Origin of the sequence: Mycobacterium sp. 050128 (assembly GCF_036409155.1) — a bacterium.
Taxonomy (GTDB): domain Bacteria; phylum Actinomycetota; class Actinomycetes; order Mycobacteriales; family Mycobacteriaceae; genus Mycobacterium.
Window position 1 is genome coordinate 466,658 of record NZ_JAZGLW010000001.1, and the last position, 14,651, is coordinate 481,308.

Here is a 14,651-nt window from a genome sequence, read left to right on the forward strand (position 1 = left end):
TGTTATGCCGCCTTTTCAGGTTCGGGTCGTAGATGCCGCCACCAGCTATAGATGTACAGCACCATCGACATCACCAGTGTGACGATCACCCAGAGCGTGACCGTGACGTCAACCCACGACCCGATCGGGGGCGCGTCGGGCAGCGCATTTCGCAGTGGTATCACCGCGAACAGCATTGCCGCGTACCACGTTGTCATCGGCGGCTGGAATTTTCGACGGTCGCGCGCCGTCTGAATGGAGACGAAGGCGCCGACTCCGGCGAGCGCGAGCATCACCACGACGATGACGGCCGCGAACACCGCAATGCTGGGCGAGCGCCGCAGCTCCACTCGGTACGGCGACTGTGGATTGCCGTCCCCAGCAACAGAAAGCTGCCAGCCCGAGACACGGTCGACGAATTTCACCGGCAGCTGTTGGGGTGGCTCGGTGCCGTAGATGAGGTCGACCGTGATCGGGCCCGAATGGTATTTGTCCATCGGCCACACCGACGGATCGCCGCTAATCGTCAGCGGGACAGGGTATTCGCCGGGAAGCATTCCTTTCGTCCAAGCGCGCTTGCTGGGCGTGGCCGAGGAGTGGACCACGACGGCGAAGTCTGAGTTGAGGCCGCGGGTTACCGGATCCAGCAGCCCGGGGCCGGGGGTGACGGTGACGTTGGCGTGAACCGACCCCTTCATCGACTCGGTCTCGAGGAAGTCGATTGTCACCGTGGTCCCGTCGGCCGCCGGCTTGCCGGGGGTCAGTTGAAGAGGGCAACCGCAGCCCGACCTGGCGTAGAGCCCGACGGTGGTGGCGTATGCGCCGATGAAAAAGATGACCAAACCAATGATCGAAAACTTCATGAACGAAGTGCCTCTGGCGAAGCCGCTCGATGCCAAGGTTGCCTCCCCCTAACTGTGCCGTCCGAGATGCATTACCGGCCAGAAATACCAGACTCGCTTCCCGCGCCGCTACCAGACGCTAAGTCGGCCGGTGCGAGTGTTCTCAAACGTGGCGCCACCGCCAGGAGATGTAGATCGATTGTAGAAACGTCGACTACAAGCGGCCACTCGAGAATGACGCCGGCTCATCGGGTTCGGGCCGCAGATGCCGCCACCAGCAAGAGACATAGAGCCCCATCGAGATCACCAGGATGACAGTCACCCAGAGCACGATCGTGACGTCGATCAAAACTCCGATCGGGGGCGAATCGGGCAGCGCATTTCGCAGTGGCACCACCGCGAATAGCATCGCCGCATACCAGGTTGTCATCGGCGGCTGGAACTTTCGTTTGTCCCGCACCGTCTGGACCGCGACAAAGAAGGCAAAGAAGGCGAGGGCGATCAGCACAACGAGGATGACGACCGCGAACGCCACGGTGCTCGTCGACCGGACCAAGTCGACTTGGTAGGGGCCGACCAGATCGTCCTCGTGGATGCGGTCCGTAGCGACATCCCAGCCCAGCAAGCGGTCGACCATGGTCACTACCGCCGGCACCCGGGTGGAGCTGGGGCCCGACACGAGTTGGGCGACGACGGGCCCCGAATGGTATTCGTCGAACGGCCATGCGGCGACCTCGCCGTCGAGGGCCAGCGAAATGCGAAACACGTCGGGCAGCGTGCCTTTCGGCCAGGTGCGCTTGCTCGCGCTCACCGCGGAGGAGACCGCGATGGTGAGATCTTCCTTGAGATTGTGAGTCTGCGGATCCAGCAGCCCGGGTCCCGGATAAACGTTGATGCTGGAAACAACCAGGCTGTTGGCCGACTGGACTTCTTGTATGTCGATCGTCACCCTGGTCGCGTCGGGTACCGGCTCGCCCCGAACAACGACATTGGGATGGCCCATTCCACCGTCGACGTACAGCCACACCGAGAAGGCATAGGCGGCGACGAACAACACGACACCGACGATGCCGAATATCCTGCGGCGGTTATTCAACCGTGACCGACTTGGCCAGGTTTCTCGGTTTGTCGACGTCATAACCACGGGCTTGCGCCACCGACGCCGCAAACACCTGCAGCGGGATGGTCGACAGCAGCGGCTGTAAAAGCGTTGACACCGAAGGGATTTCGATCAAATGATCCGCGTAGGGGCGCACGGTGTCGTCCCCTTCCTCGGCGATGACAATGGTCACCGCACCACGGGACTGAATCTCGCGGATGTTGGACATCAGCTTGGCGTGCAAGGTGGCAGCGCTCTTGGGTGACGGCATCACGACGATGACCGGCAGATCGTCTTCGATCAACGCGATCGGGCCGTGCTTGAGTTCGCCGGCGGCGAAGCCCTCAGCGTGCATGTAGGCCAGCTCTTTGAGTTTGAGCGCGCCTTCGAGCGCCACCGGGTAGCCGACATGGCGGCCCAGGAACAGCACGGTCGAGGATTGGGCGAACCGATAAGCCAGGGCGGCAACCGGTTCGATCGTCGCGAGCACCCGCGACACCAAATCTGGCATGGCTTCCAGCTCCCGGTATTCGCGCTCGACCTCGTCCGGGTACTTGGTGCCACGGGCCTGCGCAAGCGCCAGGCCGACCAGGTAATTGGCGGTGATCTGGGCCAGGAAGGTCTTCGTCGAGGCCACCCCGATTTCCGGCCCGGCGCGGGTGTAGAGCACCGCATCGCATTCGCGGGGAATCTGCGAGCCGTTGGTGTTGCAGATCGCCAGCACCTTGGCCTTCTGCGCCTTCGCGTGGCGGACCGCTTCCAGGGTGTCCGCGGTTTCACCGGACTGCGAGATGGCCACCACCAGTGTGCTGCGGTCCAAAACCGGGTCCCGGTAACGGAATTCGCTGGCGAGCTCGACTTCCACCGGCAGTCGCGTCCAGTGCTCGATCGCGTACTTGGCCAGCAGCCCGGAGTGATAGGCGGTGCCGCAGGCCACGACGAATACCTTGTCGACCTCGCGCAGTTCCTGATCGGAGAGGCGTTGCTCGTCGAGCACGATGCGGCCGTTGACGAAATGGCCCAGCAGCGTGTCGGCCACCGCCGTGGGTTGCTCGGCGATCTCCTTGAGCATGAAGTACTCGTAGCCACCCTTTTCGGCGGCGGCCAGGTCCCAATCGATATGGAACTCGCGATATTCCACATCTTCGTTGCCGTCGAAGTCGGTGATCCGGTAGCCGTCGGCGGTGAGCACCACGCATTGGTCCTGGCCGAGTTCGACGGCGTTGCGGGTGTGCGGGATGAACGCGGCCACGTCCGAACCGACGAACATCTCGCCGTCGCCGACTCCGACCACCAGCGGGGTCGACCGTCGCGCGGCCACGATGGTGCCGGGCTCGTCGGCGTTGGCGAACACCAGAGTGAAGTGGCCCTCAAGCCGGCGCAGCACCGCGAGCACCGAAGCGGCGAAGTCGCCGGCCGTCTCACCCTCGCGATACGCCTGGGCGACCAGGTGCACGGCGACCTCGGTGTCGGTGTCGCTGGCGAACTCGACGCCGGCAGCCTCCAGCTCCTGACGCAGGGTCGCGAAGTTCTCGATGATGCCGTTGTGGACCACGGCGATCTTGCCGGCGGCGTCGCGGTGCGGGTGGGCGTTTCGGTCGGTCGGGCGGCCGTGGGTGGCCCAGCGGGTGTGGCCCAGGCCGGTGGTGGCGCCCAGGTCCTCCGGCCGCATGTCGGCCACCGCTTTGCTTAGGTTTTCCAATCGGCCGGCCCGGCGGCGCACGGTGAGCCTGCCCGTGCCGTCGACCAGCGCGATGCCCGACGAGTCATAGCCGCGGTACTCCATGCGCCGCAGTGCGTCCATGACGACTTGGCAGGCAGGGGCCTGCCCGACGTAGCCGACGATTCCACACATTGTGACCAGGGTAGTGCAGATGAAGCGGCTGCTCGGCCCGCTGCCAGGCCCAACCCGCATCGAGTGTGCGCTCAGGGCGGTTTTTCGGCCGAAATGTCGCCCTGAGCGCACACTCGACGCCCTGAAGTGACACACGACGCCCAGCCGGTAACGTTTTGCCCGCCCACCAGCGCGAAAGGCCCATCTTGACCGACCCGTACCGCCGCTTCTCCGTCAGGCTGCATGAGCACACCGGCATCGTGGTCTTTTGGTTCCAGCGCAGCATCACCTGCACCGGCACGCTCGAGCAATGCGAGAAGGCATACCGCGATGCGCAGCTGCATTGCCTGGTCACCGGCTGGTGGGGCCTGGTGTCGTTTTTCCTGTTGAACCCGATAGCGCTGATCTCGAACTACACGGCGATTCGACGAGTGCGCGCCCTGGCGAAGGAGGCTCCCGCGCCCTACGGCGCGACGCCTTACACCCCCACCGGCCAGGTCGCGGGCCCAGTCGTCCCGGCCAGCCAGGCCGTCGCGCCCAGCCAGGCCGTCGCGCCCAGCCAGGCCGTCGCGCCTCGCCAGGCCGTCGCGCCTCGCCCGGTCGCGCCACCCCCACCGGTCGGGCCGCCACCGGGCTGGTACCCCAACCCTGGCGGGCCGGGGCAACGGTACTGGGACGGTGTCGCGTGGACTCACTGGACCCATCCCCGCTAACGTCGACGGGTGGCCCGCATCCGCAAGCTCGTCACCGCCCTCAGCCGCCGTGGCCCGCACAAGGTTTTGCGTGGTGACCTGGCTTTTGCCGGACTGCCGGGGGTGGTCTACACCCCCGAGTCCGGTCTGAGCCTCCCCGGGATCGCGTTCGGCCACGACTGGCTCACCAGCACCGCCCGCTATTCGGGTCTGCTCGAGCATCTCGCGTCGTGGGGCATCGTGGCGGGCGCGCCCGACACCGAGCGGGGGCTGGCGCCGTCGGTCCTCAACTTGGCCTCGGATCTGGGCACCGCGCTCGACATCGTGGCAGGTGTGCGCCTGGGGCCGGGCAACATCAGCGTGCACCCCGCCAAGCTCGGCGTGGTGGGCCATGGATTCGGCGCCTCGGCGGCCGTGTTCGCCGCTGCCGGAATGCCGACCGCGCTGGCTGCGGCGGTCGCGCTGTTCCCGACCGTCACGACTCCCCCGGCCGAGCAGCCGGCCGCGTCACTGAAAGTCCCGGGTTTGATCCTGACCGCGCCGGGAGATCCAAAGACATTGAACGCCAACGCGATTGCGCTTTCCAGCGCGTGGAATTCGGCCACGCTGCGCATTGTCAGCAAAGCCGAACCCCGTGGGCTTGGCGAAGGCCGACGACTGGCGTCCGTGTTCGGGCTGCCCGGTTCCCACCGCCGCACCCAGCGATCGGTGCGCGCCCTGCTGACCGGATACTTGCTCGCTACCCTGGCCGGTGACAAAACCTATCGCGAGTTCGCCGATCCGGATGTGGTGCTGCCCAAGACAACTCCGGTCGACCCGGAGGCAGAACCGGTCGCCCTCGAAGAGAAGATCGTCGCGCTGCTGAAGTAGCGCTACGCGGGCCGGCGCGACGTCAAAGCGCTCGGCGCCCAGGCCGGCCATGTCGGTGCTCCGACGAGTTGGCCACCACTCATTTGGGCGACGATGCGAGGACCTTTGAGCGCGCTGTTGTCGAAGACGGTCGCGGAGTCGCAGCGCACGAACGCGGTAGCGACCAGTGGCCAAAGGCGTTGATAGCGTTGACGAATTTTATCCTCGGGCACAGCATGGCCGCCGGAGGCAACTCGACGTTTCACCCGCTCCACCGCGAGTTCCTCGGGAATGAGCAGTACGTGCAGAACGACGGTGTAGGACGCCGCTTGCGCGGTGTCGATCAGCTCGAGTTTGGACGGGTGAGAAAACACGGTCTCGGCGATGAACGCTCGGCGTAGTTCGATGAGCCGCGTTCGGGTAGCAGCCGCGATCTTGGCGGCCTCGTAGGCATGCGCGTCGGAATCGGCAGGCCACCGCCGTCTGGCTATCTCGTAAGCGTTGACGAACACACTCCTCGGCAATAGCGGCGCGAGCGTGAATTCGACGAAAGTTGACTTTCCGGCGCCATTGGGCCCGACGACCAGGTCAAGCCGGTTCATCGAGTCCCGACATTCACTTCTTGCGTCGTGCGGGACGCGCGGTGGCCGTCAACACCGCCGAACCCCCATCAGGCCGGTACTCGACGATCTCACCGGCATCGTTGAGGGCGACCGTGGTGATGCCGCGCTTGGCCAAGAGCTCACCGTAGTTGGCTTCGTTGAGGTTTTCCTGGATTGCGGCGGCGATTTCGGCATTGAAGACGACACCTTCTTCGACGCTCAGCTCGCCGGGTTCGAGCTCTCCGGCCAATGCTGCCTCGACTCGGCGTCGCGCCGCGGTGTGCTGACTCGACACCGCGCGCCCGACCCGGGCCCAGTGATCGAGCTGCTGTTTCGCCGACCGGCTCTGCCGCGCACCCTCGGCGGCGGCGCTGTCGACCAAATCCGCGGCAAACCGGGTCACCCGATCGCCAGTGTCCGCCATCCCGTTCTCAATTCTGTAGCAGGATGTAACGAGTGTAGCAATTAGCTACGCTCGTGCTGGACTGAACTAAGAGCACCGCGGCGAGACCCGCTGCATCCGGCGTGATTAAGTGTCGGTCATGCGAATCGGAATCGCTCTGGACTATTCGGGCGGCTTTCATGAAGCCGTCGACCGCATCGTCGAACTCGAAAAGGCCGGCCTCGACATCGCCGTGGTGGCCGAGGCGTATTCCTACGACGCGGTCAGCCAACTGGGGTACCTGGCCGCCAAGACCAACACGATCGAATTGGCCACCGGCGTGGTTCCCATCTACATCCGCACGCCGTCGCTGCTGGCGATGACCGCCGCGGGCCTGGATTTCGTGTCGGGCGGCCGATTCCGGCTTGGCATCGGGACCTCGGGGCCTCAGGTGATGGAAGGGTTTCACGGCGTCGCGTTCGACGCCCCGATCGGTCGCACCCGCGAGGTCGTGGAGATCTGCCGGAAAGTGTGGCGGCGCGAGCGAGTCCAATACGACGGCAAGTACTACCAGCTGCCGCTACCCGCGGACCGCGGGACGGGTTTGGGCAAGCCGCTTCAGCTCATCAATCACCCTGTGCGCGAACGTATTCCGATAACAATTGCGGCGCTTGGCCCGAAGAACGTCGAGCTCACCGCGGAGATCGCCGAGGGCTGGCAGCCGGTGTTCTACCTTCCGGAGAGGGCTCATACCGTCTGGGGCGAGGCGCTGGCCACCGGTAATGCCAAACGGGATCCGGCCTTGGGGCCGCTGGACATCATGGTGCACGCCTCGGTGGCCATCGGCGACAACGTCGAGGAGCGGCTGGCTTGGGTCAAGCCGCAGCTGGCGCTCTACATCGGCGGCATGGGTGCCAAGGGCAAGAATTTCTACCACAACCTGGCCACGCGCTACGGCTACGGCGAGGTCGCGGACAAGATCCAAGAGCTGTACCTGTCCGGCCGCAAAAGCGAGGCCATCGACCTGGTGCCCGACGAGCTGGTGCGCGGTATGTCGCTGATCGGCCCGCGCGGTTTCGTCAAAGAGCGCATCGCCGCCTTCGCCGAGTCCGGTGTGACGACGTTGCTGGCAAGTCCGGCCGCGGCCGACCCTAACGAGGCCGTGCGCTTCGTCGAAGAGGTGCTCGAACTGCGGGGCGCCTGAGCGTCACTGCCCCGCCTGCGGAACCTGGTCTGCGGCAATCTCACACGGCGTTGCTCCGTCCGTTGGCGGCGCCGGTGCGGCCGCGGGCGTTGCCGCCGGATTAGGCGGGTCAGCGGGCGCCGGCTCGCCAACCGGTAGTGGCGGTGTCCCGGCAGCCGGCGGCGCGCTCACGGGCTGAGCCTCCTCGGCTTCCTTTGCCGCATCGGTCTTTTCAGCGTCGGCATTGTCATGCTCTTTTTCGGCGTCGTCATGCTCGTTGTCGGGTTTGAATGGATCCTCATCATCGTCGAACGGATCTTTACCCACCGGATCGTCGAGCCCCGACGAATCGCCGAGCCCGTCGGTGGCCGAGCCCAGCAGACCACCCAGTGCATCGACGATTCGGCCGGCCAGCCCGCTGAGGCCGCCGGCTCCGCCACCCACATCACCAAGCCCGCCGCCAGCCGTTGGCAGGCCAGCAGCATCGCCCAGGCCGGCGCCCAGGTCCGATAGCGGTGGCGCAAGATCAGATCCCGCGGGCATCGGAGTCGCAGCAGGGGCGGCTACTGGTGCGGGGGCGGCGGCTACTGGCGCGGGGGCCGGGTCCGGCGCGACGGCGGGAAGCACAGCCGCGGGCGCCGTCGCAGCCTCAGGCACCATCGCAGCGGGAGGCGGCGCGGGCTGGGGAGGTGGCGCCGGGGACGGTTGGGGCGGTGGGAAACCGGGGGCGAGGTCGCCGGGCATATCGAAGTACACCGCGGGTGCGCCGGCCATCCGGTCGTTCACCATGTCGTAGGCAGTGCCGAACGCCGTCAGCGACGAACGCATGGCCGCTAGCCAGTCGTTACGAATATCGTTGTCCACGTATGGCATTAGCTGCCCACGGACGACCTGCTCGGCGGTCGATCGCTCCCCTGCCCCGGCCGTCACCACCGCGGCGGCGGCCAACCACGGCGACCGCTGCGCCTGGCTGCGATCGTCGATGGCGATGGCAGTACCGACCTTCGAGTCGAGCAAGTACCACAAGTTGTCGCGTAGCGATTCGCACCGCTGCGCGGCAGCCCGCATTTCGGTGGCCACCACGTTGGCGGCATCGCAATGCCGTTGCAAGAACGAAACCGCGGCATCGCTTCCCGCTCCCATCCAAGCCGCCACCAACTCGGCAACCTGATCCTGCTGAATCCGCAGGCCTTCCAAAGCCGCGGCGCCGGCCGCCCGCAGCTGCGCACAGTCGCGGTCGAGGGCACGAAGATCGAGGCCGTCTTCGCTATCGAACCAGCCGCGAATCTGCGACGGGTGCGACGTCAAGTCCGGATGTTCGTATCCCAGTGTCTGACAAGCCCGTACGTAGGCCTGGGTGTGTTCGATCGCGACCCGGCCTTCGGCGAGGCGTTCGGCGACGTCCAACCGATCGGCCACGGTCAGGCGATTCGCGCCGCGGCGTACAACTCGGCGTCGGCATAGCGTTGCGCACCGGAGCGCAGCGCGACGGCGATCGCGACCGACGCACGTGACCACTGCGACAACTGCGTCGTCAATCGCTCCAGCTCGGCCCGCAACGCATCGCCGCGCGCGGTGTATGCCCGTCCGGCCGTCGCGCCGCTAAAAGCCAACGCCGCCAAGTGATCACCGACCGCGCTGTCGACCAGCTCGGCGGCAGCCCGCAGTTGATCGGCAACGCGATGTACCGCCGCGACGTCGATCCCGGTGCGGTCGAATGTGGCGTGTCGTATTCCCATGCCTAGTCCGACGCCGGACTAGCGCATGGGGTTCCAGCGAAAAGAAACTAGCGTTGGTCGCTGACCGCTTCGGCGACGCGGTTGGCCACCCGCTGCGCGATATCTTCTTCGGGCGCTTCCACCATCACCCGGATCATCGGCTCAGTTCCTGAGGGGCGCAACAGGATTCGACCGGTGTCGCCGAGTTCGGCCTCGGCTTCGTCGACCGCGCTGCGCACCGACGGCGCGGCGGCCGCGGTGGTCTTGTCGGCGACCTCGACGTTGATCAGCACCTGCGGGAACGACTGCATCGGCGCGGCCAGGTCGGCCAGCGACAAGCCGGTCTGCACCATGCGGGTCATCAGGCGCAGCCCGGTGACGATGCCGTCGCCGGTGGAGCCCAGCGCGGGCATCACGATGTGGCCGGATTGCTCGCCGCCCAGGCTGTATTCGCCGGACCGTAGCTCCTCGAGGACGTAGCGGTCGCCGACGCCGGTGGTGCGGACGGTGACGCCTGCCGAGCGCATCGCCTGGTGCAGTCCGAGGTTGCTCATCACGGTGGTGACCAAGGTGTTGGACGCCAGCTCACCGGCTTCCTGCATCGCCAGCGCGAGCACCACCATGATGGCATCGCCGTCGACCAGCTCACCCTTGGCGTCCAGCGCCAGGCAGCGGTCGGCGTCGCCGTCGTGTGCCAGGCCCAGGTCGGCCCCGTGCTCAAGTACCGCGGCCCGCACCGAGTCCAGGTGCGTCGATCCGCAGAGATCGTTGATGTTGAGGCCGTTGGGCTCGGCGTTGATCGCGATGACCCGGGCACCGGCGGCGCGATAGGCGCGCGGCGCGGCCGACGATGCCGCGCCGTGGGCGCAGTCGACGACGACGGTCAGGCCGTCGAGCGGCTGCGTGCTGGCCTTGCCGACGTGGCGCAGGTAGCGATCGGCGGCGTCCTCGGCGTCGATCACGCGGCCGATCGCGGCACCGACGGGGCGCATGCCCGGACCGGCGGCGACCAGCTCTTCGATCTGGTCCTCGGTGTCGTCGTCCAGCTTGTGGCCGCCGGGCCCGAAGATCTTGATGCCGTTGTCGGGCATCGGGTTGTGTGACGCCGAGATCATCACGCCGAAGTCGGCGTCGTAAGCGCCGGTCAGGTAGGCCACCGCCGGGGTGGGAAGGACGCCGACGCGCAGCGCGTCAACACCCTGGCTGGTCAGGCCGGCGATCACCGCGGCTTCGAGCATCTCGCCGCTGGCCCGCGGGTCGCGGCCGATCACGGCGACGTGCCGGCCCGGTTTACCCGAACCCGCCAGCCGTCGCGCGGCCGCGCTGCCCAGCGATAGTGCCAGCTCAGCGGTCAATTCGCGATTGGCGACTCCGCGTACACCGTCGGTGCCGAATAGTCGACCCATCGGACAAACCTCTCACAGTGACGTCATGCGCACAAAGTGCACTTACTTTTGTGACCGTAACCGCGCACGTTTGTGCGACGACACGCCGCACAGGACTGATAACAATGCGCGGTCGCGGCCAGAAAGTGATCGCTGATCAGCGCTTGCTGTACTGAGGTGCCTTACGGGCCTTCTTGAGGCCGTACTTCTTGCGCTCGGTGGCGCGCGGGTCACGGGTGAGGAAGCCGGCCTTCTTCAGCGGGGGCCGGTCCTCGGGCTGGGCCAGGATCAGCGCCCGGGCGATGCCCAGACGCAGTGCACCGGCCTGACCGGACGGGCCGCCGCCGTGCAGCAGCGCGTAGACGTCGAAGGTCTCCAGCCGATCGACGGTGACCAGCGGCGCCTTGATCAGCTGCTGGTGCACTTTGTTCGGGAAGTAGGCCTCCAGGCTGCGGCCGTTCAGGTCGAACTTGCCGCTGCCGGGCACCAGGCGCACCCGCACCACGGCCTCCTTGCGGCGGCCGACGGTCTGGATGGGCCGCTCGAGGACGATCGGCTCGCTGGCCTTGGCCGCGGGCGCCTCGGCGGCGGGCTCGGCCGGGGTCTCGGCGGTGTCGGCCGGGACTTCCTCGACGACCACCTCGACGGCGACCTCGGCGGTCTCCTCAGGCGTTGCCTCGTTGGTTTCGGTCACTGGGCCACCTGCTTGATCTCGAACGGAACCGGCTGCTGCGCCGCGTGGGGGTGCTGCGGGCCGGCGTAGACGTGGAGTTTGCGCTGGATCTGCTTGCTGAGCTTGTTGTGCGGAAGCATGCCGACGATCGCGTTCTCGACGACGCGGGTGGGGTGCTTTTCCAGCAGCTCGCCGATCGTGCGGCTGCGCAGACCGCCGGGATACCCCGAGTGGCGGTAGGCCAGCTTGCTCTGCAGTTTGTCGCCGCTGATGGCGACCTTGTCGGCGTTGATGACGATGACATAGTCGCCGCCATCGACATTGGGGGCGAACGTCGGCTTGTGCTTACCGCGCAACAGGGTGGCTGCCGCGACGGCAAGGCGTCCAAGCACTACGTCCGTGGCGTCGATGACGTGCCACGACCGCGTGGTGTCACCCGCCTTTGGCGCGTAGGTGGGCACAGCGCTTACCTTCTCTTCTCTCGGGTGGATCCCGGTTCGAGCCGGGTGCCGGTCAAGGCGGCCCTGGTGGGTCTGCGGTTGGGGTTTGGTCTCGGCGACCGACATTGACCCGAGTCCCCGGCGTACCGCACGCCAACAGAGCAGCTTACCGACCCACATCCCCGCAGGTCAAAATGACTGTGTGGTCCCAGGGCTCTGCCAGGTCCGCAGGCGAGGCGCACGTGAGCCTTGCGTTACCACGCTTAGGCACTCGTTTGAGGGCGCCAGGTTCAACGGAGGTTTCAGCTGCCGAGCATCCTGGCTAAGTGGCTGTGCGCGAGGTGGCCGCCGACTAGTTGCGTGAGCCTTAAGTGGTCGTAGAAGTGCCACGTCTGTGGGGGGTTGTAGGAGTGTTGCCGCGACCGTAGCTCCTCAAGAGTTACGACATTATTCAGAGCTGTAATCGCACTCAGGTGGATCGCTACCGCGCGGCAAGATCCGTGGAAATAGTCATCGAACTCCTTTCCGGAAATTGCCGAGCGATGGAGGTAGCGGTGTTTGATCTTTGACGGCGTGCTCGCCTCGATCGCGCTAACCCGACAAGTCGCAACAACCGCCGCCATCGGGGCCGTTCCATACACGGCGACCGGCTGCCCTGCTAAGACGTGGGGTCTCACGCGCCGCAACTCCACTGTCTTGGTGCCGTTCAAGATATCTCGCACATGACGTGGCCGAATCGACAGCAGCATCAGCCTGGTTTGACCGGCACGGTATTCCTCAGTCACTTGCAAGGGCCTTTCCGATCAATTCCGCGAACAGCGCCTTGTCGATCTTGGTAGCGGACCATAGCTGCAGAGTCCGACTCCTACGCCCCGCAACTCGCCGAAGCCGCGCCAGCGGGACTGGGTGATCAAGCAGCTCGGTGTCGGCTATGCGCAAAGCTCGGACTGTGCCCGCGGGACCGGCGGCCGCTCTCAACCGCTCAAGACCAAAGACACCAAGCCGCTGGTATTTACGATGCGCGACCTCAGGTGTTAGGTCGCGAACTTCTACCAAGGTGCTGATCGCGAATACCGCGCACTGAGGTTGGCTGGCATACCAAAGAACACGCCCGGGAGCCACCTCGCCCGATTTCTGCCCACGGAAGAAAACGTGTTCTCGCCGCATACCTAAGTCGGATCGCCGGTCGAATAACTGAGGTGGATACCCAAATAGATCCATTGCATACGCCGGCTTTATCGGCAAGATCCATGTGTCTAAGTCTGAATCAAGCAATCGGAGGGGTCTCAATTGATGCTCCAACATGTACGTATTTAAAGGTGAGTGATCTTGATTTGCAATGTTGCTCAGCGGCACGATCGCTTGCCGTTGAACTTCCGTCAGTCTAGTTCGCAACTCTCCTATCCGGACTCTTAACTGGTGTAGCGACATTACAGACCGAATAGTCAGACAAATTAAACCGCCGCTGAAAGAATGATAACCGTCTTCGAGAAGCGCATCGTAAATGGCGCTATCTAAGTGCCGATCTTTTACAATGATAATCTCCGCTGATTCCTCTGCGGCAAGCTCGCGAAGATGCCCGACGAGTTGAGTGGCCACGCTGGTCTGTAGCGCACACTGCCGAATTCTTAGAAGCGGCACTTCAAGATTCCCGCCAAGCGGCACGGTTCCCAGCAACCCAACCGGCGAGCCCTGAGGATCGCGAAGTAGCAGGCGATGGGAGCTGGGTCGCTTAGCGGCTAGTCCATCGCATATTGCTTGATACGTTGTCCGTCTTTCCCCGGCAGCATTGTTGATGAACCTCCCGAGGTCGGCGTCGTCACTACCAGCTTCCCCGAGTTTGTAACCGGTCTCCTTCAACGCTTGAGGTGCGTACGCCGGGTCGCCTTCGCGCTCATCGAGCAGAGCGGCCAGATTGAAGGGGTTGGTGATGACGACATTCGCCAGCTTCAATGCGGGCGCACTACTAAGGCGTGATTTCGCTTTGCGGTCTTCGGAAACAACAATGTTGATGCCTGCAGCCATGGCATAAGCAACATGCCGCACATCGCTCCTGTCCTGCAAGCTCTTCGGACGCCTAGCTAGGCCCCGCAGAATTTGCTCCTCGTGCAAATTGACTACGGAAGGATCAACCGCCAGCTGGGGATATCCCTGCGCAATACGCAGCAAGCGCTCACGCTCACCACCATCGGAATGCCGATTTAGTTCGTTGAAGAGTTCCGGTGTAATTAGAATCTGTAATCTGTCCTCGACAGCACTGATAGTTTGAAGGATGCGCTCTTCGGGGCTGCGCGCGTGCAGCGACAAAAATACGTTTGCGTCGATAACGACGGGGACGCTTGATTGAGCCCCGCCTTGCCACGTTAACAGGTCATGATGACCGAAGTCGTACCACCAGTCAGTAAGTAGGTGGCCTTCCGCGCTGCGCCCTTTGCGATTGCCGCGGGCCACAAAGCCCAGCTTTGGCCACGCCTGGTTGGCCGGATAGTCCCGTCGGCAGCGTACAGAGATGCCTCTTCGATCCGGGTAACGTCGACGAACTTCTTCGACTAGTTTCCTCGCTATCCCGGTTTTCCGCATATCTTCGCGCACAACTAGATGCGTGATTGCGACGCTCTGGCGCGGCAGACGAATAGCGACGTAGCCCAAGAGCTGCTGGGCCGGCCCAGACTCAGCCGCAGCATCGCCGCCGACCGCACACACTATGCGCTTTTGGGCTGCATACTCTTCCCATGCTGCGTAGGGCAGCAATCCGAGGAACTGGGACTGTGAGTCGCCCAGTTCACGGGCCGCCCGAAATAGATCGGAGTCTGGCGGGGGCGCGCAAAAGCTCAAGTTCGAGTTGCCTCCGCCAAGCATAGGAAGACATCGTAATTCGGGATCGGCACGGTCCGTCCCTACATCGCCGTGATTACTTCGCTCGTCCGATGCTTATGCCCAAATACGGCGGAAAGAGGCGGGTCGGGCAGTCGC

Annotated in this window: 15 protein-coding genes and 1 pseudogene; 4 read left to right on the forward strand and 12 right to left on the reverse strand. The window is 64.8% G+C overall.

Annotation, left to right across the window (positions count from 1 at the left end; genetic code table 11):
* Positions 1-2: 2 nt before the first annotated feature.
* From SKC41_RS02200 to glmS, 3 genes are all read right to left on the reverse strand, one after another.
* Positions 3-842 (reverse strand): DUF4436 domain-containing protein, encoded by an 840-nt coding sequence (locus SKC41_RS02200; protein ID WP_330976124.1) that lies wholly within the window; start codon positions 840-842, stop codon positions 3-5.
* A 193-nt stretch (positions 843-1,035) separates the two neighbouring features.
* On the reverse strand, positions 1,036-1,878 hold the full coding sequence (locus SKC41_RS02205; protein ID WP_330976125.1) for a DUF4436 domain-containing protein: 843 nt from the start codon (positions 1,876-1,878) through the stop codon (positions 1,036-1,038).
* Between the two features lie 31 nt (positions 1,879-1,909).
* Positions 1,910-3,775: a glutamine--fructose-6-phosphate transaminase (isomerizing) gene (gene glmS / locus SKC41_RS02210; protein ID WP_330976126.1), complete on the reverse strand. Its 1,866-nt coding sequence runs from the start codon at positions 3,773-3,775 to the stop codon at positions 1,910-1,912.
* A 185-nt stretch (positions 3,776-3,960) separates the two neighbouring features.
* Here glmS and SKC41_RS02215 point away from each other — a divergent pair, with 185 nt between their 5' ends.
* Complete coding sequence (locus SKC41_RS02215) at positions 3,961-4,467, forward strand: DUF2510 domain-containing protein (protein ID WP_330976127.1); 507 nt, start codon at positions 3,961-3,963, stop codon at positions 4,465-4,467.
* A gap of 9 nt (positions 4,468-4,476) precedes the next feature.
* Complete coding sequence (locus SKC41_RS02220; protein ID WP_330976128.1) at positions 4,477-5,316, forward strand: dienelactone hydrolase family protein; 840 nt, start codon at positions 4,477-4,479, stop codon at positions 5,314-5,316.
* 2 nt (positions 5,317-5,318) lie between these two features.
* Here SKC41_RS02220 and SKC41_RS02225 read toward each other — a convergent pair whose 3' ends face one another.
* Positions 5,319-5,897, reverse strand: coding sequence for a zeta toxin family protein (locus SKC41_RS02225; RefSeq protein ID WP_330976129.1), 579 nt, complete (start codon positions 5,895-5,897; stop codon positions 5,319-5,321).
* A 13-nt stretch (positions 5,898-5,910) separates the two neighbouring features.
* Entirely contained in the window at positions 5,911-6,321 is a 411-nt protein-coding gene (locus SKC41_RS02230) for a TA system antitoxin ParD family protein (protein WP_330976130.1), read from the reverse strand.
* 118 nt (positions 6,322-6,439) lie between these two features.
* Between SKC41_RS02230 and SKC41_RS02235 the strand changes: the two genes are divergently transcribed.
* Complete coding sequence (locus SKC41_RS02235) at positions 6,440-7,483, forward strand: LLM class F420-dependent oxidoreductase (protein WP_330976131.1); 1,044 nt, start codon at positions 6,440-6,442, stop codon at positions 7,481-7,483.
* Positions 7,484-7,486: 3 nt separating this feature from the next.
* On the opposite strand, the gene SKC41_RS31815 is transcribed toward SKC41_RS02235, so the two are convergent.
* Both SKC41_RS31815 and SKC41_RS31820 read right to left on the reverse strand, forming a co-directional pair.
* Positions 7,487-8,326 carry a hypothetical protein gene (locus SKC41_RS31815; protein WP_442931536.1) on the reverse strand — a complete coding sequence of 280 codons (840 nt, stop codon included), beginning with the start codon at positions 8,324-8,326 and terminating at the stop codon, positions 7,487-7,489.
* A 13-nt stretch (positions 8,327-8,339) separates the two neighbouring features.
* Positions 8,340-8,414, reverse strand: a pseudogene (locus SKC41_RS31820) (hypothetical protein); the annotation flags it as partial.
* A 146-nt stretch (positions 8,415-8,560) separates the two neighbouring features.
* Between SKC41_RS31820 and SKC41_RS31825 the strand changes: the two are divergent.
* Complete coding sequence (locus SKC41_RS31825; RefSeq protein WP_442931537.1) at positions 8,561-8,926, forward strand: hypothetical protein; 366 nt, start codon at positions 8,561-8,563, stop codon at positions 8,924-8,926.
* On the opposite strand, the gene SKC41_RS02245 is transcribed toward SKC41_RS31825, so the two are convergent.
* The 5 genes from SKC41_RS02245 to SKC41_RS02265 form a co-directional block, all read right to left on the reverse strand.
* Positions 8,884-9,201, reverse strand: a complete 318-nt coding sequence (locus SKC41_RS02245; protein ID WP_330976133.1) for a type VII secretion target — start codon at positions 9,199-9,201, stop codon at positions 8,884-8,886. The genes SKC41_RS31825 and SKC41_RS02245 overlap by 43 nt on opposite strands.
* A 47-nt stretch (positions 9,202-9,248) precedes the next feature.
* Positions 9,249-10,586, reverse strand: coding sequence for a phosphoglucosamine mutase (glmM, locus tag SKC41_RS02250; protein WP_330976134.1), 1,338 nt, complete (start codon positions 10,584-10,586; stop codon positions 9,249-9,251).
* A 136-nt stretch (positions 10,587-10,722) separates the two neighbouring features.
* Positions 10,723-11,205, reverse strand: a complete 483-nt coding sequence (gene rpsI, locus SKC41_RS02255) for a 30S ribosomal protein S9 (RefSeq protein WP_442931654.1) — start codon at positions 11,203-11,205, stop codon at positions 10,723-10,725.
* A gap of 50 nt (positions 11,206-11,255) precedes the next feature.
* Positions 11,256-11,699 (reverse strand): 50S ribosomal protein L13, encoded by a 444-nt coding sequence (rplM, locus tag SKC41_RS02260; protein WP_330976135.1) that lies wholly within the window; start codon positions 11,697-11,699, stop codon positions 11,256-11,258.
* 756 nt (positions 11,700-12,455) lie between these two features.
* Complete coding sequence (locus SKC41_RS02265; protein ID WP_330976136.1) at positions 12,456-14,429, reverse strand: GNAT family N-acetyltransferase; 1,974 nt, start codon at positions 14,427-14,429, stop codon at positions 12,456-12,458.
* Between the last annotated feature and the right edge of the window lie 222 nt (positions 14,430-14,651).